Source organism: Pseudomonas sp. S09G 359 (assembly GCF_002843605.1).
Taxonomy (GTDB): Bacteria; Pseudomonadota; Gammaproteobacteria; order Pseudomonadales; family Pseudomonadaceae; genus Aquipseudomonas.
Genome location: NZ_CP025263.1, coordinates 4,851,855 through 4,876,548 on the forward strand (window position 1 = coordinate 4,851,855; position 24,694 = coordinate 4,876,548).

Here is a 24,694-nt window from a genome sequence, read left to right on the forward strand (position 1 = left end):
GCAAGCCCCCTCCCACACTTTGAATGTGTTCACCATTCAAAATGTGGGAGCTGGCTTGCCTGCGATGAGGCCCTGACAGGCGAAGAGGATTAAAGCCCCTCCAACTCCGCCATCAGATCACTCAACCGATCCACCTTCTCCGCACTGATGTCATTGGCCGCCAACCCATCGATGTACTCGGCCAACTCCGCCACCGTGCTGCATTCGAACATCGCCCGCAGCGGCACATCGCGTTGCAGGGTTTTCTGCACGCGTGAGGCAATCTGCGTGGCCAGCAATGAATGCCCGCCCAGTTCGAAGAAGTTGTCCTGTACCCCCACCCGCTCAACCTTCAGCACTTCGGCCCAGATTGCCGCCAGCGTGCCTTCCAGTTCGTTACGCGGTGCCAGGTAGTCCTGGCTGTGCAGCTGGCCGATTTCCAACTCAGGCAAAGCCTTGCGGTCGAGTTTGCCGTTGGCGTTCAGCGGCAGGCGCGCAAGCCATAGCCAGTGCAGCGGCACCATGTATTCCGGCAGTTCGGCACGCAGGCGCTGCTTGATGCGGTCCAGGCGCTCACTTTGACTCAGCGTTTCATCTGCCGCCACCAGGTAGCCAACCAGGTGCTTGCCGTTGACGCCTTCCTGCACGCCGACGGCCGCATCACGCACTTCCGGCTGCTCATGCAGGCGCGCTTCGATTTCACCCAGCTCGATGCGGTAGCCGCGAATTTTCACCTGGTGGTCGATACGCCCGACGTATTCCAGCACACCATCACTGCGCCGACGCGCCAGGTCGCCGGTACGGTACAGGCGCTCGCCCGCTGCGCCGAACGGGTTCGGCACAAACACTTGCGCTGTGCGCAACGGGTCGCTGACATAGCCTCGGCCCACGCCGGTGCCGGCCACGCACAATTCACCGACGGCGCCCTGCGGCACCAACTCCAGCGCGCCATCCAGCAGGTACAAACGGTTGTTGTCGGTCGGCGTACCAATCGGCAGATAAGTGCCACGGGTGGACGCCACATCGACACGGAAGAACGCCACGTCATCCGAACATTCCGCCGGGCCATAGGCGTTGACCAAGCCAATCTGCGGATAACGCTGCAACCACTGGTGCGCCAGCTCCGGCGGCATCGCTTCACCGGTCGGCAGCATCCAGCGCAGGCCGTCCAGGCTGATGCGGTCCTGGGCCAGCATGCCCTGGATCAGCGACGGTACACTTTCCAGCACGGTAATGCCTTGGGCCTGGACATGCTCCAGCAAGCCCTGCGGATCATGGGCCAGGGTGTTCGGCACAATATCCACCCGCGCGCCGAACAGTGGCGCCGCCAGGAACTGCCACACGGAAATATCGAAACTTTGCGACGCGGTCTGCGCGATCACATCCGCCGCGCTCAGGTCCAGGTACGGCACCTTGCTCAACTGGTTATTGAGCATACCGCGCTGTTCCACCATCACGCCTTTGGGCAGGCCGGTAGAGCCGGAGGTGTAGATCACATAAGCGAGGTTATCCGGGCCGCTGTACACCCCAGGGTTTTCCCCGCGCCCAGGCACTTCTTCCCAGACCAGCAACTGGCAGTCGGTACCGTCCAGCAGTTCAATCGCCTGCTCGCGACACGCCTCGGTGCACACCAGCAAAGGCGTGCGGCTCAGGTCGATGATGCGGCTCAGGCGCGAGTGTGGCAGGCCAGGGTCCAGCGGCAGGTAACCGGCACCGGCCTTGAAGCTGCCGATGATCATGCCCAACAGGTCGAGGTTACGCTCGCCCAACAACGCCACCGGTTGGTCCAGGCCGACGCCGGCCGCAATCAGCGCATGCCCCAGGCCGTTACTGCGTCGGTTCAACTGGTCGTAGGTCCATTGTTCATCCAGGCAACTGGCGGCGATCCGCTGTGGCTGCGCACTCACCTGTGCTTCGAACAACTCGATATAGCTGCGCCCCAGCGGGTAGGCGTGCTCGCTTTGGTTGCAGCCCTCCACCAGGAATTCGCGCTCCTGTTCGCCAATCAGCGGCAGGTCGGCCATGTCGCCATGGAAGCCCTGCACCAGCGCCAGCAGCAGGCGCTTGAACTCGCCGAGCATGCCTTGCACGGTGGTTTCGTCGAAGTAACGTTGGTCGTAGGACAGGTGCAGGCCAAGGTCATCCCCCGGGTAGCACACGGCCGTCAGCGGGAAGTTGGTGTGGGTGCGGCCGGAGTCCGAGGTGGCATTCAGGCTTTGCGCGCGGTCCAGCACCGAGGTTTCCACCGGGGCATTTTCGAACACGAACAGGCTGTCGAACAGCGGCTGGCCCTTGGGCAGTTCGCTGTGTTCCTGAATGGTCACCAGCGGCAGGTACTCGTACTCGCGCAGCTGCATATTGCTGTCGAGCAGGCCGCTCAGCCACTGGCGCACGCTGCAGCGCTGGTCGTCTTCAGGCAGTTTTACCCGCAGCGCGATGCTGTTGATAAACAGGCCGACGGTGCGCTGCATTTCCGGCATTTCCACCGGGCGCCCGGCCACGGTGACGCCGAACAGCACGTCACGGTCGCCGCTCAAGCGCCGCAGCACCAGGGCCCATGCCGCCTGGGCAAAGGTGTTGACGGTCAACTGATGCGCTTGGGCCAATTCACGCAATTGCGCGCCATCGCGGGCATCCAGACGGGTGTAGCAGTCACCCACCACCATGCCGCCGCTGTGGCCTGCGTGCTCACGCAGGAACGGCCGGTCGCTCGGGATCGGCGTGGTGCGCTCGAAACCCTGCAGGTTTTGCTGCCACCACTGGCGCGCCTCGTTCAGGTTCTGGCGTTGCAGCCAGGCGATGTAGTCGCGATAACGCGGCGGCGTGGCCAATTGCGCTTCAACACCTTCGCCCAAGGCCATGTAGATCTCGAAGAAATCATTCATCAGCAACGAACGGCACCAGGCATCGATAAGGATGTGGTGGTTGCTCATCATGAACCAGTAGCGCGCCTCGCCCACGCGGATCAGGCGCAGGTGGAACGGTGCCTGGTTGAGCAGATCGAACCCGGCTTCACGCTCAGCCTTGAGCAGCGCTTGCAGACGCGGCTCTTGCTCGGCTTCGGGGGCGTGGCTCCAGTCCAGGTACTCGATCGGCGTGCTGCCCGGTTTGTGGATCACTTGCAGCATGTCTTCGCCGACGTTCCAGCAGAACGAAGCGCGCAAGGCTTCGTGACGGGCGATCACCGCCTGCCAGGCCTGGGCAAACCGCTCGGGGTCGAGGGCGCTGTTGATGCGGTAGCGGTCCTGCATGTAGTAGAGGCCAGTGCCCGGCTCCAGCAGCGTGTGCAGCAACAGGCCTTCCTGCATCGGGGTCAGCGGGTACACGTCCTCGATGACGCTGGCCGCAACCGGCAAGCTGTCCAGCTGTGGCTGGGTCAGGCGCGCGAGGGGGAAGTCGGACGGCGTGAGGCCGCCGGCACCGTCCTTGAGGCAATGCGCAATCAGGCTTTGCAGCTCGGCCAGGTAGGCATCCGCCAGTTCGCGAATGGTCTGCTGGTCGTGGCGTTCGCGGCTGAAGGTCCAGCGCAGCACCAGTTCGCCACCGTACACTTGGCTGTCCACACTCAACTCGTTGGGCAACGGCGCGTCCGGGTCATGGGCCACGCCGGCGGATTCGTCCAGCGGGTGGAACAGCGCATCGGCGCCGAAGCTCTGGTCGAACTGGCCGAGGTAGTTGAAGGTGATGGCCGCCGTCGGCAGCGCGGCCATGGTCTGCCGGCACTGATCGTCGGCCAGGTAGCGCAGCACGCCATAGCCGAGGCCCTTGTGCGGAACGGCGCGCAATTGCTCCTTGATCGCCTTGATCGAAGCGCCCTGCCCGGCGGCTTCTTCGATGTGCTGGGGCGTCAGGCGCAGTGGGTAGGCACTGGTGAACCAGCCGACGCTGCGGGTCAAGTCGAGGTCATCGAACAGGGTTTCGCGGCCATGCCCTTCCAGTTGGATCAGCGCCGAGGCGTGCCCGCTCCAGCGGCACAACACACGCGCCAGCGCGGTCAGCAACAGGTCGTTGACCTGGGTGCGGTAGGCGCTCGGCGCCTGTTGCAGCAACTGGCGAGTGTGCTCGGCATCCAGGCGCACGCTGAGCGTATCGGCATCGCGGTTGCGCAGCGAACCGTGGGGGCGATCAACGGGCAAGGTGACTGCCGGGCCCGCCAACTGCTCCTGCCAGGTGCTCAATTCTTCGCGCAGGGATTCGCTGCCGGCGTACGCCTGCAAACGCGCAGCCCAGTCTCGCAGGGCGCTGGTCTTGGCCGGTAGGCTGACCGACTGGCCGGCGCTGAGTTGGCGATAGACGCTTTGCAGATCTTCCAGCAACACGCGCCACGACACGCCGTCCACCACCAGGTGATGGATCGCGATCAGCAGGCGCTGCTGGCCCTGCGGGCCGTCTACCAGCAAGGCGCGCAGCAGCGGCCCGTGTTCCAGGTCGAGGCTGCGCTGGGTGTCGGTGAACAGCGCGGTGCATTGCGCCATGTCGCGCACTTGCGCCTGCATCAGCACGCCGCCGTGGGGCACGGCCAAGTGTTCGGCATGCCACTGCGCATCGCGCTGGGTAAAGCTCAGGCGCAGCGCGTCGTGGTGCTCCAGCACCGCCAGCAGCGCCTGCTCCAGGCGATGGGGCTCGAGCAATTGCAAAGGCTTGAGCAATAAGGCCTGGTTCCAGTGCTTGCGATTCGGGATCTCGGTGTCGAAGAACCAATGCTGGATCGGCGTGAGCCCCGAGCTACCGGTAAGCACACCCTGCTCGGCGCTGACCTGCTCGGAGCGCGTGGCGACGGCGGCCAGGGCTTGTACGCTCTGGTGCTGGAACAGGTCGCGCGGGCTGAAATGAATCCCCGCCTGGCGTGCCCGGCTGACCACCTGGATCGACAGGATCGAATCGCCGCCCAGCTCAAAGAAGTTATCGTCGAGGCCGACTTGCTGCACGTTCAGTACCGCGCACCAGATCGCTGCCAAGGTGCTTTCCAACTCGTTGCGCGGCGCCACGTACTGTTGGCGGTTGGCCTCGGGATCAGGCTGCGGCAAGGCGCGGCGGTCGAGTTTGCCGTTGGCGGTCAGCGGCATGCTGTCCAGGACGATCAGGTGGGCAGGCACCATGTAGTCCGGCAGTTGCGCCTTGAGGTGCGCCTTCAACGCATCGCGCAAGGTGCCGTGCTCGGCATCGCTGACCAGGTACGCCACCAGCTGTTTACCACTGGGCGAATCCACGGCCAGCACCACCGCTTCGCGCACGGCGGTATGCTCCAGCAGGCGGGTTTCGATTTCGCCCAGCTCGATGCGGAAACCGCGAATCTTCACCTGGTGGTCAATGCGGCCCAAGTACTCCACCAGGCCATCGGCGCGTTGGCGCACCAAGTCACCGGTGCGGTACAGGCGGCCGCCAGTCGTGGCAAACGGGTCGGCGACAAAACGCTCCGCGGTCATGCCCGGCCGCTCGTGGTAACCCTGGGCCAGGCCGGCCCCGCCGACGTACAGCTCGCCCGTCGCGCCTTGTGGCACCAGGGCCAGGTCGGCGTCGAGAATATAGGCCACGCGGTCGCCGATGATGCTGCCGATCGGCACGCTGCCGGCGCCCTCCTCCAGTTGCTGCGGCGCCAGGCTGGCCAGCGGCATCACCACGGTTTCGGTCGGGCCATAGGCGTTGAAGAACAGCGCCGGCGTGAACGCCGCGCGGATCCGTTGCAGGTGTTCGCCGGTCAGGGCCTCGCCACCCGTGATACACATGCGCACCGGCAAGGTCTGGCGTTGAGTGGCCAGCCACTGCGCCAACTGGCTGCCATAGCTGGGAGTAAAGCCCAGGATATTGATGCGATGGGTGCGGATCAGCGCGCAGATTTCCTCGGCATCCCACTGGCCCTGGGCGCGCAACACTACCTGCGCACCGCTGAGCAACGGCACCAGCAACCGCTCGGTGGCGGCGTCGAAGTTGATCGAATAGAAATGCAGCTCGCAATCGTCCGGACGCATGCCGAAACGCTCGATCACCGCCTGGCAATGCATGGCGATTTCAGCGTGGGACACCACCACGCCTTTGGGTTTTCCGGTGGAGCCGGAGGTGTAGATCAGGTAGGCCTGATGCTGCGGCAAGCTGATAAATGGCAGCGCGTCGGCCGGGTAGTTGTCCAGTACCGGCGAATCATCTTCCAGGCACCAGCACGCCACGCTCGCCGGCAATTCGCCGAGGGCGGCAAACATCGCTGCGTCACTGAGCAGCAGGCCGATGCCGCTGTCTTCAATCATGTAGTGCAGGCGGTCCAGCGGGTATTCTGGGTCCAGCGGCACATAGGCGCCACCGGCCTTGAGGATCGCCAGCAGACCGATAACCATCTCCAGCGAGCGCGGCAGCGCCAGGCCAACGCGCACCTGCGGGCCGACGCCACGCTCGCGCAGCATCCAGGCCAGGCGGTTGGCGCGGGCGTCGAGCTCGGCGTACGTCAGGGTCTCACCGGCAAAGGTCAGCGCCGGTGCGTCGGCACGCTTGCGCGCCTGCTGGCTGAACAGTTGATGGAGGCACTGGTCGAGACGATGCTCACCGGCCTCGACACCCAGGCTGTCCTGCAACGCGCGCTGTTCGGCGACAGTCAGCAACGGCAGTTCACTGAGGCGCTGCTGCGGGTTGGCGATCAGTGCTTCGAGCAGGTTACGCCAATGCTCGGCCATGCGCGCAATGCGCGGTTCGTCGAACAGGTCGGTGCTATAGGTCAGGCAGCAACCCAGGCGATGGTCGAGGTCGGTGACTTCCAGGTTGAGGTCGAACTTGGTCGCGCGGGCATCGTTGGCCAGGTACTCGACGGTCATGCCGGCCAACTGGCGGCTTTGCTGGAATTCCCAGCGCTGCACGTTGCACATCACCTGGAACAGCGGGTTGTACGCCGCGCTGCGCGGCGGTTGCAGGGCCTCTACCAGGTGGTCGAACGGCAGGTCCTGGTGGGACTGGCCCTCGATCACGGTATGGCGCACTTGCTCGAACAACTGCGCCACATTCATCTGCCCATTGAGCTGGCAACGCAGCACCTGGGTATTGAGGAACGCGCCGATCAGCCCTTCGCTTTCCGGGCGGATGCGGTTGGCCACCGGCGCGCCGATGCGCAGGTCGGTCTGGCCGCTGTAGCGGTAGAGCAACACGGCCAGGGTGGCCGTCATGGTCATGAACAGGGTCAGGCCACGTTCGGCATTGAACGCGCGAACACGCGCGGCCAGCTCGTCGCTCAGGTCGAAGCGGTACAGCTCGCCCTGGTGGCTTTGCACCGGTGGGCGTGGGCGGTCGGCGGGCAGTTCCAGCAGCGGGTGTTCGTGGCCCAACTGTGCGGTCCAGTAGTCCAGCTGGCGTTGGCGCTCGCCGCCTTCCAGCCACTGGCGTTGCCACACGCTGTAGTCCAGGTATTGCACCGGCAACGGCGCCAGCGGCGACAGGCGTTCGTCGATAAAGGCTTCGTAGAGCGCACTGAGTTCACGGGCAAAAATGTCCATGGCCCAGCCTTCGGTGACGATATGGTGCAGGGTCAGCACCAGGTAGTGTTCCTGCTCACCGGCCTTGACCAGGCAGGCGCGCAACAACGGCCCGGTTTCCAGGTTGAACGGGGTGTGGGCCTCGTGATCGGCCAATTGTTGCAAGCGTTGCTCGCGTTCGCTTTCGTTGAGTGCCGAGACATCCTGCCAGTCCATGCGCAGGCCGGTCTGCGCCGACACCTTCTGATAGGCCACACCATCGACGCTCGGGAAGGTGGTGCGCAGGGTTTCGTGGCGCATGATCAAGGCTTGCAACGCGGCCTCAAAACGCCCCACATCCAGCACGCCACGCAGGCGCGCCATGCCGCCGACGTTATAGGCCGGGCTGTCCGGCTCCATCTGCCACAGGAACCACATGCGCTGCTGGGAGTACGACAACGGCACCGGCTGGCTGCGGTCGACCTTGGCGATAGCGGTTTGCTGGTTGCGCTGGCCCGACGCCTGGATCAGCTCGACCTGCTCGGCAAACGCGCCCAACTCACTGGCTTCGAACAAGGTGCGCAACGGCAGCTCAACGTCGCAGGCCTGACGGGTACGGGAGATGATTTGCGTGGCCAGCAACGAGTGGCCGCCGAGGGCGAAAAAGTCATCGCGCAGGCCGATACGTGGCAGGCCCAGCACCTCGCGCCAGATCGCCGCGATCTGCTGTTGCAGCGGTGTCTCCGGCTCCACGTGTTCTCGGGTTTGCCACACCGGCTCCGGCAACGCGCGGCGGTCGAGTTTGCCGCTGGGGCTCAGGGGCATGGCCTCCAGGCGCATCAGCTGCGCGGGCACCATGTACTCCGGCAGCTCGGCGGCCAGCGCGGCTTTTACGTCCTGTTCGTCCAGCGCGGTATGGGCCGTGTAATAGCCGATCAACTGCGCATCACGCACCAGCACCACGGCCTGGGCGATACCGTCCTGGGCCAGCAGGCGCGCTTCGATTTCTTCCGGTTCCACACGGAAGCCACGCAGCTTGACCTGCTGGTCGAGGCGGCCGAGGTATTCGAGCACGCCATCGCGACTCCAGCGCGCGCGGTCACCGGTGCGATACAGGCGTGCGCCCTGGTGATCGGCGATAAAGCGCTCAGCCGTCAACCCGGCACGCCCGAGGTAACCCCGGGCCAGGCCGATGCCACCGATGCACAGTTCACCCGGAACACCCAGCGGTACAGGATTGAGCTGCTCATCCAGCACGCGGCAGATCACATTGCCCAGCGGCCGGCCGATGGGCGAGCGCTCGCCGTCCGCCACGGTGCAGTGCCAGTGGGTCACGTTGATCGCGGTTTCAGTCGGGCCATAGCGGTTGTGCAATTGCACCGCCGGCAACTGCGCCAACACGCGATTACGCAACTCGGCAGGCAAGGCTTCACCGCCGGAGAACAGCCGACGCAGGCTGGTGCATTCAGCAACCAGCGGCTCGTCGATAAACAGCTGCAACAGCGGCGGCACAAAGTGCAGCGTGGTCACCGCGTGTTCCTGCACCAACTGCGCGATGCGGTGCGGGTCGCGATGTTCACCGGGGCCCGCCAACACCAGGCGGCAGCCGGTGATCAATGGCCAGAAGCACTCCCACACCGACACGTCAAAACTGATCGGGGCCTTTTGCATCAGTACATCGGTGTCATTCAATTGATAGGTGGCCTGCATCCACTGCAAGCGTTCGGCCAGGGCCGCATGGGTATTGCCCACGCCTTTGGGCTGGCCGGTGGAGCCGGAGGTGTAGATCACGTAGGCGAGGTTATCGCCATTCAGGTGCAGGCCCGGTGGCTGGGTCGGCCAGTTGTCCAGATGCAGGCTATCCATGGCAATCACGCACACGCCTTCGGCGCTCGGCACGTGTTCCAGCAAGGCGGTCTGGGTCAGCAGCAGGTGCACGCCGCTGTCCTTGAGCATGTAGGCCAGGCGCTCGGCGGGGTAGTCCGGGTCCAGCGGCACATAAGCGCCGCCGGCCTTGAGGATCGCCAGCAGGCCGATCAGCAGTTGCGGCGAACGCTCGGCGGCGATGGCCACGCACACGTCCGGGCCGACGCCTTTGTCGCGCAGGTAGTGAGCCAGGCGGTTGGCCTGGGTGTGCAGTTGCGCGAAGGTCAGGCTGCCCCCCTCCCACACCAAGGCGGTGTTATCCGAGGCTTGAAGGTTGAGCAGTTCGGGCAGCCACTGCTGGGCCGGTGCGCACGGCGCCTGGCTCCACGGCTGCTGTTCGTCTTGCTGCATCAGCGTGAGGTCGCCGATGGCCAGCTGCGGTTGCGCGCACACGGCCTGCAGCAGGTGGATGAAATGCTCGGCCAGGCGCTGGATGGTGGCGCTGTCGAACAGTTCATCGGCGTAGTCGAACGACAGGCTCAAGCGCCCGTTGCGGTCTTCTTCGCTGTGCAGTTGCAGGTCGAACTTGGCTTCGCGGCTGTGCCATGGCAGCTCATCGGCGAGCATGCCCGGCAGGCGGCGCAAGGCACTCAAATCACGTTGCTGGTGGTTGAACATCACCTGGAACAGGCCCTGTTCGCGCGCTTGCGGGAAGGCTTCCAGCAGTTGTTCGAACGGCAGGTCCTGATGGGCCTGGGCGCCCAATGCCGTCTGGCGGGTCGTGGCCAACAAGGCGCTGAATGGCTGCCGACCGTCCAGCTCGGCGCGCAGCACCAGGGTGTTGATGAAGAAGCCGACCAGGCCTTGGGTTTCCTGGCGCGGGCGGTTGGCGTTGGGCACGCCGATGCGGATATCGCGTTGACCGCTGTAGCGGTAGAGCAAGCTCTGGAACGCCGCGAGCAACAGCATGAACGGCGTGGACTCATGGGCCTGGGCGGTCTGGCGGATCGCCTCGCTGACGCTGGCGCTCAGCCGCACGGTATGCCGCGCTGCGCTGTGAAGGTGCTGCGCCGAACGCGGGTGGTCAGTGGCCAGGCTCAGGGGCGGATGCTCCTCGCCCAACTGCGCTTTCCAGTACGCCAGTTGCCGCTGGCCTTCGCCCTCGGCCAGCCATTGGCGCTGCCAGCTGCCGTAGTCGGCGTACTGCAATGCCAGCGGCGGCAGTTCCAAGGCTTGGCCTTGGGACGCGGCGGCATACAGGCGCGAGAACTCATCGATCAGGATATTCAGCGACCAGCCATCGGCGATGATGTGGTGCAGGGTCACCAGCAAGTGGTGATCTTCATCATCCAGGCGCACCAGGGTTACCCACAGCAGCGGGCCGTTTTCCAGGTCGAAATGGGTGCGCGCCTGGTCTTCGCGGATCTGTTGCGCGCGGGCATCGCGCTCGGCGGCGGGCAGGTCGCTGAGATCGATGACTTGCAGGTTGAAGTCCGTGGTTGCATCGACGCGCTGGAAGGCCTGGCCGTCGCGTTCATAGAAGCGCGTGCGCAGGGCTTCGTGGCGCTGGATCAGTTGCTCGAAGCTGGCGCGCACTGCGTCTTCATCCAGCTCGCCACGCAAGCGCAAGGCGCCGGGGATGGTGTAGGCGCTGCTGTGGGGGTCCAGTTGCCAGGTGATCCACAGGCGGTTCTGTGCCAGGGATTGCGGCAGTTCGTCCTGGCGCGACAAGCTGTGGATCGCGCCTTGGGCAACGCCGCCATCGTGTTGCAACTGCGCGACACTCGCGGCAAAGCCGGCCAGGCTCGGCGCCTCGAACAGCATGCGCAGGTTCAGCTCCAGGCCCAGGCTTTCACGCAGGCGCGCGACCACCTGGGTGGCGGTGATCGAGTTGCCGCCGAGCAGGAAAAAGTGATCATCCGCGGCCACGGATTCCACTTGCAGTTGCTCACACCAGATTGCAGCAATCCTGTTTTGCAGCGCGGATTCCAGCCCAGCATCACTCGCCTGCGCTTGCAGGCCGGGGAACTGTGCATAGCTGTCGAGGCTGCCATCAGCCTGGCGAATCGCGCACGCTGCGCGCTGCACTTTGCCGCTGGAGGTTTTCGGCAGTGCGCCAGGGTTGAGCAACACCACCACGCTTGGCGCCTGTTGATAAGCCTCGGCCACGGCTTGGCGGATGGCCTTGATCAGCGCTTCGGGCGGCAGGATTTTCTGCACGCTGCGGCTTATTTCGGCGGCAATACCGATGCCTTCCAGGCCCTGGTCATTCACCGCAAACGCGGCGACCCGGCCCTTGCGCACCACCTCAACTTCACGCTCGATGGTCTGTTCGATGTCCTGGGGATACAAGTTGTGGCCGCGCACGATCAACAGGTCTTTGAGGCGACCGGTGATGTACACCTCGCCCTCGCGGATAAAGCCCAGGTCGCCGGTGCGCAGCCAGGTGCGGCCGGCATGTTCTACGAAGGTCCTGGCGCTGGCTTCAGGGTTGCGCCAATAGCCGTGCGCAATGCTTGGGCCCGTGGCCCAGAGTTCGCCGACCTGGTTGTCGGACAGTTCGCCCAGGGTGTGCGGGTCGGCAATCAGCACCGCGTGTTCCGGCTGGCTGGTGCCGCAACTCATGATCGCACTGCCCTGCCCGGCTTCGACACGGTTGGCGGCCAGGGCCTGTTCGTCGACCCGCAGGGCCGGGATGCCCTGGCCACGGCGCCCGCCTGCGACAAACAGCGTCGCCTCGGCCAGCCCATAAGAGGCGAAGAAATTATTCGAGCTGAAACCGCAGACGGCGAACTTCTCGGCGAAGCGTTCCAGGGTGTCGAGGCGGATCGGTTCGGAGCCCGAGTAGGCCACGCGCCATTTGCTCAAGTCCAGACGTTCCAGGGCCGACTCACTGACCCGCTCACTGCACAGGCGATAGGCGAAATCCGGGCCGCCGCTGATGGTGCCACCGTATTCGCTGATCGCTTCCAGCCAGCGCAACGGCCGGCCGAGGAAGTACGCCGGCGACATCAACACGCAAGGCACGCCGCTGAAAATCGGTTGCAGCAGGCCGCCGATCAGGCCCATGTCGTGGTACAGCGGCAGCCAGCTGACGATCACGTCATCCGGGTTGAGGTCGATGCCGAAGCCGCGACGGATCAGCACTTCGTTGGCCACCAGGTTGCCGTGGCTGACTTGCACGCCCTTGGGCAACGCGGTGGAGCCGGAGGTGTATTGCAGGAAGGCGATGTCATCGGCCTGCAGGTCGGGGGCGACCCACTGGCCAGTGTTCTCCAGGGTATCGACGCTCAATACCGGCGGCGCATTTTCGATCTGCGCCAGGCCGTCGGCGAGGCTGGCGATGGTCAGCAACAGGCGCGGTTCGGCGTCACTGATGATCGACAGCAAGCGCTCCTGATGATGACGCTTGGTGGACTCCGGCGGGTAGGCCGGCACCGCGATTACCCCGGCATACAGGCAACCAAAGAACGCCGCGACGTAATCCGGGCCACTGGGGAACAACAGCACCGCGCGATCACCCAGTGCGGCATTGGCCTGCAACGCGGCGGCGATGCTGCGGGCGCGCTGGTCCAGGTCACGGTAACTGAGCACCACGCTGTGTTCGGCCGACTCGGCCAGGAAGCGCAGGGCGACCTGGTCCGGGGTCTGCTCGGCGCGACGTTGAAGGGACTGGACCAAAGTGCGGGGAAGTTCGAAGGCGTCCATCATGGGGTTCCTGCCTGAAATCGGCTTGCGGGAAATTCGGGAATTAGGGGGGACCAGGCTTCAGCCGGCGGCCACTGGCCGCGCTACACCATTGCGCCAGCGGGCCAAGTGTTCGTCGGCGTAGCGCCGTACGCAGCGCAATACGGCGCTTTCGTGTTGCATGAGGAAGAAGTGGTGGCCCTCGAACATGTCCAGGGAAAAGCCACTGGCGGCATCGAGTTGCCAGTCGAGCAGTTGGTCAGCGCGTACGCTGTCCTGCTTGCCGCCAAACACATGGATCGGCATACCCAACGGCTCGCGCTCGCCGTAGCTGAAACTGCCGCACAGCAGAAAATCGGCGCGCAGGATCGGCAGCATCAACGCCATCAACTCAGGGTTGGCCAGGGCTTCTTCGGCGGTGCCTTGCAATTCGCGCAGGCGGGCGATCAGTTGCTCATCGGTTTTTTCGATAGCGTATTCGCTGACATCGCGCCGCGCCGGGCCGGCCGTACCGGAGGCGAACAGCGCCAACGGCGCCGGCAGGTTGCGCGCGTTCAAGGCGTGCGCCAGCTCGAAGGCCAGCAGGCCGCCAAGGCTATGCCCGAACAAGGCATAGGGGCCGTTGAGGTCGCGGCTGATTTCATCCGCAAGCTGCACCGCCAAGGCCTGGATATCGCGCTGCAACGGCTCGTCCATGCGCATGCCACGGCCGGGCAGCTCCAGCGGGCTGACCTGGATCCAGTCCGGCATGGCTCGGCGCCAACGCGCATAAACCATGGCGCTGGCACCCGAATAGGGCAGGCAGAACAGGCGCAGCCGAGTCGGCGTGTTCATCGAACGGCGACGCCAAACTGAAACACGCTGTGTGCACGATAAAAACCCATTTCGTCCTCCTGCGGGTGTTGATCCTTGGCCGTTTCACTTACGGACCTGTCACCCAGAAGAACGGACGGCACCGGCAAATAATTAGTCGCCGGGCGCAAGCGAGACGCGGTTCACATCGAACAAGAAAGCATAAGATTAGTTCGTCTTCTCATTTGACAATCATTATCATTAAGCATAATTTGTTGCCCGATGTGTAGGAGGCCTCAGCAAGGACGCCCTCCCCTAACCTCTTTTGCGACAAGGTGATTTCCATGACGGAACAAGTAACCACAGGCAGGTGCGACTCACCTCTTCTCCAGGCGTTCGTCGACAATCGACTGATTTTGGTGAAGATCGCGGCACGTATTACCGGTTGCCGCTCCCGCGCCGAAGACGTAGTGCAGGACGCCTATTTCCGCCTGCAATCAGCGCCGACCATCACATCATCGTTCAAGGCGCAGCTCAGCTATCTGTTCCAGATCGTGCGCAACCTGGCGATCGATCACTACCGCAAGCAGGCCCTGGAGCTCAAATACTCCGGGACGGAAGAGGAAGGCTTGAATGTGGTTATTCACGGCGCTTCACCGGAAACCTCGCACATCAATTTCAGCACCCTGGAAAACATCGCCGACGCCCTGACGGAGCTGCCCCAGCGCACCCGCTACGCGTTTGAGATGTACCGCCTGCACGGCGTACCGCAAAAGGACATCGCCAAGGAACTGGGCGTATCGCCGACCCTGGTGAACTTCATGATCCGCGATGCGCTGGTGCATTGCCGCAAGGTGTCGGGCAGCCACAGCGACACCTTCGCCCGCCGGGTCTGAGCGCAGGCTGATCGCTCCCGGGTCGGGAACGATCAGCCCCCTTTCAGGCTAAATCGCACCGATCAAAAAACCGCTCCCGCCCCAGAATCATCAACGCCGCACGCTTGTGAGGGAAATCGAATTCCTTCTCACAGTGGAAACACTGGTTGTGCATATGCCCGATCATCTTCGCATTGTCGGCACGCGGCTCCGCCACCACGCGCTGGGTGCGCGGGTCATCCAGAAACAGGTAGTGCACCAGCGCCGAGAGCCAGCTGGCGACCTTGTGCGGGCCACGGTGATGCTCCTCGCCCACCAGCATGTGAATGCCACGGTCATAGTCACCAGCATCGTAGAACGGCGCGATGCGGTCTTCCTTGGCCCAGTAGGCTTCGAAATAAGCGAAGGGTTCGTCATCGAAACAGCCGATCAACGTCAGGGTGTGCGGGTCGGCTTGGAGTTTGTCGAGGTACTCGCGGTGCTGTTCCAGGCTGCCGCTTTCCTGCCAGAAACTCGCCACGCGGGGGCTGTTCTGCCAACGATTGAAGCGGGCCAGGTCCACATCGATCTCAACCGTGCGCAGCGAAATCCAGGCGCCCAGGCGCGCGTCATAACGACGATAAACTTCACCCCGCGGCTTCGGCGCACGCGCAGGGTGGCGCTTGCCGCCACTGATCACCATCTGCTGCGGGTAGCTGCCACCCATCGATTGCCCGAGCCACGGCTGGGGTAATTGCCAGAACTGGGTGCGCTCGCAATGAAACTGCCCGGCCACCTCAGTGGCGACCAGCAGGCCACTGCGCAAGGCGTCTTCCGGCACATGCTCCAGGCACCACACCAGCCGCTGCCGGGCCGGCTCCTTGGTGAACAACCAATAACAGGCCGCCCACAAAGCGCGGGCCGGAGCGACATGGCCGGCGTCCTGCAAATGCACGTGCAATGCGTCACCACGCTCAAGGCGCAAACGCAGCAGAGGCTCGCCCTCCAGCGTCAGGCTCAGGTGGCTTTCGGTTTCATCAGCATTCAAGGCAGGCCCGGCCGGCAACGGCAGGACCGACAAGTCATTCAGATTGGACATGGGAAGGGCTCACGATAGTCATCGACAGATGAAGAGGTGACGTGAGCCGGGAGCACAAATTTAGCCCGTAAGGCCCATAGCCCGAACACAACTGATGCTGACTGAGCACGTAGGCTTTTGATTTGCGTTTGATCTTGATCTTGATCTTGATCTCAGACGCCCCGTCAAACACGCTGGCCGCACGCAGGCTTGAATCCGTGGGTAACCCGGCAGGACGCCGGGTTAGCCGCGATGGGCCAAGGATGGCCCATGGCGGCGGCCCACGGATTCAAGCCGGAGTGCGGGCACACCGAGCCCAGGCGAGGTGCCGAGTGTTGGGGCGAGGACCTTTTGGTTACTTTTGGGTCCTTCCAAAAGTGACCCGCTGTAAGAGCGGAACCATAGGCCGCCGTTACCTAAATAACGGATATGTACACCAACATACCGCTATCGGGGGCAAGCCCCCTCCCACATTCGAACCGGTTTACAGCAGAGAAAACTCAGTCGTCTGAGAGGCAATTAAGGGTTCAGCACCACCGTTCTCAAGGCACTGGCATCACATCAATACGGTAGGGCTCAAAAATCTTCAGCATCTCACCACTGTCACGCAAGCGCGTGAGCAGCGCAGAAAACGCCTCGCCAGTGATCGGCGCCTTCGGCCGCAGCAGCGCGTAATGGTGATAAACCTGGTCGATACGCTCCGAAACCAGAAACTGCCCGGCCATGTCCGCATTACGCACCATGAAATCACTCAAGTACGAACGGGTCACCAGCGCGATATCCGCACGCCCGCGCACCACCATCAGCAGGTTGCTGTCATGGGAGTAGGTCAACGTGGCGTTGAAATGCTCGGCCATGTACTTGGGGTCGGGGTTGAAGTTGGCAAAGGCATAGTGATAACCACTGAACACCGCCAGGCGTTTGCCCGCGAGGTCAGTGAAATAGTCCTGCCCGCGACCGGGCTGACGCTGGGCGACGAAAATTTCCGCGTCTTCCAGGCCCATGTCGACACTGGTGTGGGGAATCTTGCGCCAACCCCAGTCGGGGTTCTCGAAGATGGCCATATCGACGCGGCCCTGTTCGAAATCACGGAACCGCCGCGGAATCGAGGTGGGCACCAGCACAAACTGGTAGTCGGTTTGCACGGCGTTCAGGGCCTCTACCAGCTGCGGCAGCAAACCGGTGTCGGCGCCCTGCTCAGGGCGCACGGTGTAGGGCGGGAAGTGTGCCGCGCCGATCCGCACCAATTGTGCAGCCGAAGCCGGCATCCACCACGCGGTGCCCAGTGCCCATAAAGTAAGTCCTGCAGCCAGCCGCCAAGGCGAATACATCAAGGCACACACCGTTCAACACATCGATGGCGATAAGCTAGGCGTTTTTGTCTGGCGAGACAACTTTCCACCCGCAAATTAATAGCTTGCGCCTCAGTCGGGTTTCAGAACCATCAACAGGGCTTCTTCGGCCAATTGCTCGAGCGTGAGGCTGCCCTCGGCACGGAACCAGGTGGTGGTCCAGGACAGGGCGCCGGTAAGGAAGCGCCGCGCGATAAACACATCGCCCTTGATATAGCCGGCGGCCTTGGCCTCGCCCAGCACCTGCAACCAGATCGCCTCATACACATCGCGCAGGGCCAGCACCTGGGCCTGGGCCTCGGCCGACAGCGAGCGCCATTCGTACACCAGCACGGCCATGGCCTCGCCGGTACCGCCCATGATCGACTGCAACTCGCAGCGAATCAGCGCCAGTACCCGCTCGCGCACGTTCGTCGCCTCGGCGAGCGCAGCGCGCATCATCGCGGTGTTGTAGTGGATGGTTTCCTCCATCACCGCCCGCAGGATCTCATCCTTGCTCTTGAAGTGATGGAAGATGCTGCCGGACTGGATGCCCACGGCGCTGGCCAGGTCGCGCACGGTGGTGCGTTCAAAGCCTTTGTTGCGAAACAGGTGAGCCGCCGTTTGCAGCAACTTGCCCCGGGCGCTGTCGGGGTCGGTCAATTGGCCGGCGTCGACCATGGTGCGCATCACCTGCAGGGCTTGGTGCTCATCCATGCTGCTCTCCTCTACTTCTACAATCGTCTTGGCCGGCAATTTAGGCCGTGGCAGCCACCCAAGCAAGCGCTTGGGTAAAACTTGTTTCGGCAGTTTACAAACCAAGCGCTTGCTTGGTAGTCTCGGAGCCAGCCATTCGAGGAAGGATTTCTCATGAGCAAGACGGTTCGTATCGGCTGCGCCAGCGCCTTCTGGGGCGACACCTGCACCGCCGCCGCCCAGTTGGTGCACGGTGGCGAGCTGGATTACCTGGTGTTCGACTACCTGGCGGAGGTCACGATGTCGATCCTCGCGGGCGCACGGATGAAAGACCCCCAGGCCGGCTACGCCACCGACTTCGTCGACGTGCTCACGCCGCTGCTGGCCGATATCCAGCGCCAGGGCCTGCGCGTAATCAGCAACGCCGGCGGCATCCACCCGCTGGCCTGCGCCGCCGCCCTGCAAGCGGCCTGTGACAAGGCCCAACTGCGGTTGAAAATCGCCGTGCTGCTGGGCGACGACCTGCAACCCCAACTCAAGCACATGCACGGCATCACCGATATGTTCAACGGCGCGCCACTGCCGCCGGTGTGCGTGTCGGCCAACGCCTACCTCGGCGCTCCGGGCATCGTGCAGGCGCTGAAAATGGGCGCGGACATCGTGATCACTGGCCGTGTGGTCGACAGCGCGGTGGTCAGCGCCGCGCTGGTGCATGAATTCGACTGGTCCTGGCAGGACTACAACCGCCTGGCCCAGGCCGCGCTGGCCGGGCATATCATCGAATGCGGTGCACAGTGCACCGGCGGCAACTTCACCGATTGGCGCGACGTGCCCGACTACGAGCACATCGGTTTTCCCATCGTTGAAGTCAGCAACGATGGCCAGTTCACCGTAAGCAAAGTCGCCGGCACGGGCGGGCTGATCAGCGAGCTCAGCGTGGCCGAGCAGTTGCTGTATGAAATCGGCGACCCGCGTGCGTACCTGCTGCCCGATGTCATCTGCGATTTCAGCCAGGTGACCCTGCAGCAGCAAGGCAAAAACTGCGTGCGCCTGCACGGTGCCAAGGGTGCACCGCCGACCGGCCAGTACAAGGTCAGCGCCACTTACCCCGACGGGTTCCGCTGCACCGCCAGTTGCCTGATCGCCGGGATCGACGCAGTGGCCAAGGCCGAACGCGTCAGCCAGGCAATCATCAGCAAGACCGCGGAACTGTTCAGCCAGCGCGGCTGGGCGCCCTACTCCGAGGTGAACATCGAACTGCTCGGCAGCGAAGCTACCTACGGCGCCCACGCCCGACGCCAGGATTGCCGCGAAGTGGTGGTGAAGCTGGCGGTGCGACACCCGAACAAGCAGGCACTGGTGTTGTTTGCCCGCGAGATCGCCCAGGCGGCCACCGGCATGGCGCCGGGGCTGACCGGCATCGTCGGCGGGCGGCCGACGGTGTATCCGTTGATCCGCCTGTTTTCGTTCCTGATCGACAAAACGGCCTGCACGCCCGTGATCGACTTCCAGGGCAAGCAACATCCCTGCACGCAACCCATCAGCGACGCGCCCACCCTGCCCGCCGCTGCGGTTGACGCCCCCAAACCCCAAGGCCGCGCCGATGCCAGCGTGCCGCTGGTGAAACTCGCCGTGGCGCGCTCCGGCGACAAGGGCAACCACAGCAATATCGGGGTGATCGCCCGCCAGCCCGAGTACCTGGCGTGGATTGCCGAAGCGCTGACCCCGGAGGTGATCGTCGACTGGATGGGCCACGTGCTCGACCCCGTACACGGCCGCGTCGAGCGCTGGTACTTGCCCGGCAGCCACAGCCTCAATTTCCTGCTGGAAAACGCCCTGGGCGGCGGCGGTATCGCCAGCCTGCGCATCGACCCGCAAGGCAAGGCCTTCGCCCAGCAGTTGCTGGAAATCCCTATCGCCGTGCCGCAACACATCGCCGACTCACTTACTTAAAGGACCGTTGCCGTGGCCTTCGACTCGATCTTCAAAGCCAAGCTGTTCCAGGGGCAAACCGTGATTGTCACCGGCGGTGGCAGCGGCATTGGCCGTTGCACCGCCCATGAACTGGCAGCCCTGGGCGCGCGGGTGATTCTGGTGGGGCGCAAACCGGAAAAACTGCAAAAGGTCGCCGCAGAAATCGCCGAAGACGGCGGCAGCGCCCATTGGCTGGCCTGTGACATTCGCGATGAAGAGGCGGTGAAGGCGCTGGTTACGCAGCTTATTGATGAACACGGACCCATTCATGGCCTGGTCAATAACGCCGGCGGCCAGTACCCGTCGCCGCTCGCCTCGATCAATCAAAAAGGCTTTGAAACGGTACTGCGCACCAACCTGGTCGGCGGTTTCCTGATGGCGCGGGAAGTGTTCAACCAATCCATGAGCAAGCACGGCGGCGCCATCGTCAATATGCTCGCCGACATGTGGGGCGGCATGCCCGGTATGGGTCACTCCGGCGCGGCGCGCGCGGGCATGGACAACTTCACTAAAACCGCCGCCTTCGAATGGGGTTACGCCGGGGTGCGGGTGAATGCCGTGGCGCCAGGGTGGATCGCGTCCAGCGGCATGGACACCTACGAAGGCGCATTCAAGGCGGTGATCCCGACGCTGCGCGAGCATGTGCCGCTCAAGCGCATCGGCACCGAATCGGAAGTCAGCGCGGCCATTGTGTTCCTGCTCAGCCCCGCTGCCGCGTTCGTCAGCGGCAGCACCTTGCGCATCGATGGCGCCGCCAGCCTGGGCAGCCGCGCCTGGCCGCTGCACAAGGCGCAGTCGCCGAGTGAACCCTTCAATGGCTTCCACCGCGCCTACCTGCCCGACGTCCTCAAGGCGGAGCAATAAACCATGCCGGTGATTGAAAGCCTGATCGACGCCCACAGCGCGCAATTCGCGCAGAACCGCGCAGCCATGCTGGCCGGCATCCAGCAACTGCGCCAACTGGAACAGGCGCTGCTCAACAAGGCCGAGGAAGCCAAGCCCAAGTTCGACAAACGCGGCCAGTTGCTGCCGCGCGAACGCCTCAACCTGCTGCTGGACCCCGGCGCGCCGTTTCTGGAACTCGCCAGCCTGGCGGGCTACAAGCTGCACGATGACAAGGACGGCAGCGCCGCCGGCGGCGGCTTGATCGCCGGCATCGGCTACGTCAGCGGCGTGCGCATGCTGGTGGTGGCCAATAACAGCGCGATCAAGGGCGGCACGATTTCCCCCACCGGGCTGAAAAAATCCCTGCGCCTGCAACAGATCGCCATGGACAACAAACTGCCGGTGGTGACCCTGGCCGAAAGCGGCGGCGCCAACCTCAACTATGCCGCGGAGATTTTCGTCGAAGGCGCGCGCAGTTTTGCCAACCAGGCGCGCATGTCGGCCATGGGTTTGCCGCAGATCACCGTGGTGCATGGCTCGGCCACGGCGGGTGGCGCGTACCAGCCGGGGCTGTCGGATTACGTGGTAGTGGTGCGCGGCAAGGCCAAGCTGTTCCTGGCCGGGCCGCCGCTGCTGAAGGCCGCCACCGGCGAAGTGGCCACCGATGAGGAGTTGGGTGGCGCCGAGATGCACGCGCAAACCGCCGGCACCGCCGAATACCTGGCGGAAAACGATGCCGACGGCGTGCGTATCGTGCGTGAGATTGTCGGCCTGTTGCCTTGGGACGACCGCCTGCCGCCAGCGCCAAAACGCGCCTACGCCGAGCCGCTGTACCCCATCGACGAGCTGCTGGGGCTGATCCCCGATGACCCGAAAAAGCCCTACGACGTGCGCGAAATCCTCGCGCGCCTGGCCGACGCTTCGCAGTTCCTGGAATTCAAGGGCGAGTTCGACCCCCACACCGTCTGCGGCCACCTGCACATCCAGGGCCGCGCCGTCGGCGTGATCGGCAACAACGGCCCGATCACGCCCAAGGGCGCGAGCAAGGCCGCGCAGTTTATCCAGCTGTGCGACCAGAGCCGCACGCCGCTGCTGTTTCTGCACAACACCACCGGCTTCATGGTGGGCACCGAGGCGGAGCAGCAAGGGGTGATCAAGCACGGCGCGAAGATGATCCAGGCCGTGGCCAATGCACGGGTGCCTAAACTCACGGTGGTGGTCGGCGGTTCCTACGGTGCCGGCAATTATGCGATGTGCGGGCGTGGGCTGGACCCGCGTTTTATCTTCGCCTGGCCCAACAGCCGCACGGCGGTGATGGGCGGCGCGCAGGCGGGCAAGGTGCTGCGCATCGTCACCGAGGCCAAGCAATTGAAGGACGGCCTGGTGCCCGACCCCAAGGTGTTGGACATGCTGGAGCAGGTCACCGCGCAGAAACTCGACAGCCAATCCACCGCCCTCTATGGCAGCGCAAATCTGTGGGACGACGGGCTGATTGATCCACGCGACACCCGCACGCTGTTGGGTTTTTTGCTTGATATCTGCCATGAGGCCGAAGTGCGGCCGTTACAGCCCAATAGTTTCGGTGTGGCGCGTTTCTAACAGGAGAATAAGCACCATGATCTTCACCCAGGAACACCAGGAACTGCGTCGCAGCGTCCGCGCCTTCGTCGACCGCGAGATCAACCCCCATGTGGACGAATGGGAAAAAGCCGGGCGCTTTCCCATCCACGACATCTTCCGCAAGGCCGGTGACCTGGGCCTGCTGGGCATTTCCAAGCCGGAAAAATTCGGCGGCATGGGCCTGGACTACAGCTATTCGATCGTCGCCGCCGAAGAGTTCGGCACCATCCACTGCGGCGGCATCCCCATGTCCATCGGCGTGCAGACCGACATGTGCACCCCCGCCCTCGCCCGCTTCGGCTCCGATGAACTGCGCGACGAATTCCTGCGCCCGGCCATCAGCGGCGAGCAGGTCGGCTGTATCGGCGTTTCGGAAACCGGTGCCGGTTCCGATGTGGCCGGGCTCAAGACCCACGCGCGCAAGGACGGCGACGACTACGTGATCAACGGCAGCAAAATGTGGATCACCAACTCGCCCAGCGCCGACTTTATCTGCCTGCTGGCCAACACCTCCGACGACAAGCCGCACATCAACAAGTCGCTGATCATGCTGCCGATGAACACGCCAGGCATCAGCGTCAGCCCGCCCCTGGAAAAACTCGGCATGCACAGCTCCGAGACCGCCCAGGTGTTCTTTGACGGCGTGCGCATCCCTCAGCGCAACCGCATCGGCCACGAAGGCGCGGGCTTCATGATGCAGATGCTGCAGTTCCAGGAAGAACGCCTGTTTGGCGCGGCCAATATGATCAAGGGCCTGGAGCAGTGCATCGACAGCACCATCGCCTACTGCAAGGAGCGCCAGACCTTCGGCAAGGCGCTGATCGACAACCAGGTCATCCACTTTCGCCTGGCCGAACTCGCCACCGAAATCGAATGCCTGCGCGCGCTGGTGTACCAGGCCACCGAGCAGTACATCAAAGGCCAGGACGTGACCCGCCTGGCCTCCATGGCCAAACTCAAGGCCGGGCGCCTGGGCCGCGAAGTCAGCGACAGTTGCCTGCAATATTGGGGCGGCATGGGCTTTATGTGGGACAACCCGGTGGCCCGCGCCTATCGGGACGTGCGCCTGGTGTCGATTGGCGGCGGCGCCGACGAGATCATGCTGGGCATCATCTGCAAACTGATGGGTACTTTGCCGGGGAAAAAGCCATGAACACCCTGCTGCTCGAACCGCATAACGGCGTGCTGCACATCACCCTCAACCGGCCTGAATGCCGCAATGCGATGAGCCTGGAGATGGTCAACGAACTGCGCGCGGTGTTGGCGAACTTGGACAACCAGGTACGCGCCGTGGTGATCAGCGGTGCGGGTGGGCACTTTTGTGCGGGCGCCGATGTGAAGGACCTGGTCAGCGCGGGCACCCGGTTGCAGGCGTTGAACCGCGCGTTTGGCACCTTGCTGCAAGAAGTCGAAGCGGTGCCGCAGGTGGTGATCGTGGTGCTGCAAGGCGCGGTGCTGGGCGGCGGTTTTGGCCTGGCCTGCGTGAGCGATATTGCGATTGCTGATCACCAGGCGCAGTTCGGTTTGCCGGAAACCAGCCTGGGGCTGTTGCCGGCGCAGATTGCGCCGTTTGTGGTGAAGCGGATCGGGCTGACCCAGGCGCGGCGGCTGGCGCTGACGGCGGCGCGATTTGATGGGGTCGAGGCGCTGCGGTTGGGGGTGGTGCATTTTGTCGAGAGCGATCCGCAGGCGTTGGCGGAGCGTTTGGATGAGGTGTTGGGGCAGGTGTTGCGGTGCGCGCCGGGGGCGAATGGGCGCACCAAGGCGTTGTTGTTGGCGAGTGTGGATGAGCCGCTGGAGGCTGTGTTGGATCTTGGGGCGCAGTGGTTTGCTGAGGCGGTGACGGGGGCCGAGGGGATTGAAGGGACTCAGGCATTTGTGCAGAAGCGCAAGCCGGGGTGGGCTCGATGAATGGGTGAATATCGGGTGTTTGGGTGATGGCTGAAATGGGTTCCGCTCTTACAGCGGGTCACTTTTGGAAAAGAGCCCCAAAAGTAACCAAAAGGGCTCTTGCCCCAACACTCGGCACCTCGCCTCCGGCTCGGTGTGCCCTCACTCCGGCTTTGGACCGTGGGCCGCCGCGATGGGCCATCCTTGGCCCAGCGCGGCTAACCCGGCGTCCTGCCGGGTTACCCACGCTCCAAAGCCTGCGTTCGGCCAGCGTGTTTAACGGGGCGCCTAAGATCAAGATCACGATCAACAGCGCAGATCAAAAGACCGCCGACTTCGTCAGCGCAAAGGATGTAAGAGCCAGATCAAAAACAAAGCAGAGCAAAAACGCTTTTGATCTACACCACTCAGGTCGGCTTTCAGGCCGCCGTGCTCTGCTTTTGATTTTGATTTTGATCTGAGACGCCCCGTCAATCACGCTGGCCGAACGCAGGCTTGAATCCGTGGGTAACCCGGCAGGACGCCGGGTTAGCCGCACTGGGCCAAGGATGGCCCATTGCGGCGGCCCACGGATTCAAGCCGGAGTGAGGGCACACCGAGCCTAGGCGAGGT

11 protein-coding genes are annotated in these 24,694 nt (G+C 63.8%); 6 read left to right on the forward strand and 5 right to left on the reverse strand.

Annotation, left to right across the window (positions count from 1 at the left end):
• Nucleotides 1-89 precede the first annotated feature (89 nt).
• Together CXQ82_RS22105 and CXQ82_RS22110 are read right to left on the reverse strand one after the other, a co-directional pair.
• Nucleotides 90-12,986: a non-ribosomal peptide synthetase gene (locus CXQ82_RS22105; protein ID WP_101272291.1), complete on the reverse strand. Its 12,897-nt coding sequence runs from the start codon at nt 12,984-12,986 to the stop codon at nt 90-92.
• A gap of 57 nt (nt 12,987-13,043) precedes the next feature.
• Nucleotides 13,044-13,796 carry a thioesterase II family protein gene (locus CXQ82_RS22110; RefSeq protein ID WP_101272292.1) on the reverse strand — a complete coding sequence of 251 codons (753 nt, stop codon included), beginning with the start codon at nt 13,794-13,796 and terminating at the stop codon, nt 13,044-13,046.
• Nucleotides 13,797-14,098: 302 nt separating this feature from the next.
• On the opposite strand from CXQ82_RS22110, the gene CXQ82_RS22115 reads away from it, so the two are divergent.
• The gene (locus CXQ82_RS22115; RefSeq protein ID WP_101272293.1) at nt 14,099-14,650 is read left to right on the forward strand and encodes an RNA polymerase factor sigma-70; all 552 of its coding nucleotides are present in this window, start codon (nt 14,099-14,101) and stop codon (nt 14,648-14,650) included.
• Between the two features lie 43 nt (nt 14,651-14,693).
• On the opposite strand, the gene CXQ82_RS22120 is transcribed toward CXQ82_RS22115, so the two are convergent.
• The 3 genes from CXQ82_RS22120 to CXQ82_RS22135 form a co-directional block, all read right to left on the reverse strand.
• Nucleotides 14,694-15,707 carry a GNAT family N-acetyltransferase gene (locus tag CXQ82_RS22120; protein WP_101272294.1) on the reverse strand — a complete coding sequence of 338 codons (1,014 nt, stop codon included), beginning with the start codon at nt 15,705-15,707 and terminating at the stop codon, nt 14,694-14,696.
• 521 nt (nt 15,708-16,228) lie between these two features.
• Nucleotides 16,229-17,017: an ABC transporter substrate-binding protein gene (locus tag CXQ82_RS22130; RefSeq protein WP_101272295.1), complete on the reverse strand. Its 789-nt coding sequence runs from the start codon at nt 17,015-17,017 to the stop codon at nt 16,229-16,231.
• A 93-nt stretch (nt 17,018-17,110) separates the two neighbouring features.
• Complete coding sequence (locus CXQ82_RS22135) at nt 17,111-17,734, reverse strand: TetR/AcrR family transcriptional regulator (protein ID WP_101272296.1); 624 nt, start codon at nt 17,732-17,734, stop codon at nt 17,111-17,113.
• 153 nt (nt 17,735-17,887) lie between these two features.
• On the opposite strand from CXQ82_RS22135, the gene CXQ82_RS22140 reads away from it, so the two are divergent.
• From CXQ82_RS22140 to CXQ82_RS22160, 5 genes are read left to right on the forward strand one after another with little or no spacing between them, the layout of a single operon-like run.
• Nucleotides 17,888-19,666, forward strand: coding sequence for an acyclic terpene utilization AtuA family protein (locus CXQ82_RS22140; RefSeq protein ID WP_101272297.1), 1,779 nt, complete (start codon nt 17,888-17,890; stop codon nt 19,664-19,666).
• Nucleotides 19,667-19,678: 12 nt separating this feature from the next.
• Nucleotides 19,679-20,551, forward strand: coding sequence for an SDR family oxidoreductase (locus CXQ82_RS22145; RefSeq protein WP_101272298.1), 873 nt, complete (start codon nt 19,679-19,681; stop codon nt 20,549-20,551).
• A 3-nt stretch (nt 20,552-20,554) separates the two neighbouring features.
• A complete protein-coding gene (atuC, locus tag CXQ82_RS22150; RefSeq protein ID WP_101272299.1) occupies nt 20,555-22,171 on the forward strand; it encodes a geranyl-CoA carboxylase subunit beta in 1,617 nt (538 codons plus the stop codon).
• 16 nt (nt 22,172-22,187) lie between these two features.
• On the forward strand, nt 22,188-23,345 hold the full coding sequence (gene atuD, locus CXQ82_RS22155) for a citronellyl-CoA dehydrogenase (RefSeq protein WP_101272300.1): 1,158 nt from the start codon (nt 22,188-22,190) through the stop codon (nt 23,343-23,345).
• Nucleotides 23,342-24,103 (forward strand): enoyl-CoA hydratase/isomerase family protein, encoded by a 762-nt coding sequence (locus tag CXQ82_RS22160; protein ID WP_101272301.1) that lies wholly within the window; start codon nt 23,342-23,344, stop codon nt 24,101-24,103. Before atuD ends, CXQ82_RS22160 begins: the two co-directional genes overlap by 4 nt.
• Nucleotides 24,104-24,694: the final 591 nt, after the last annotated feature.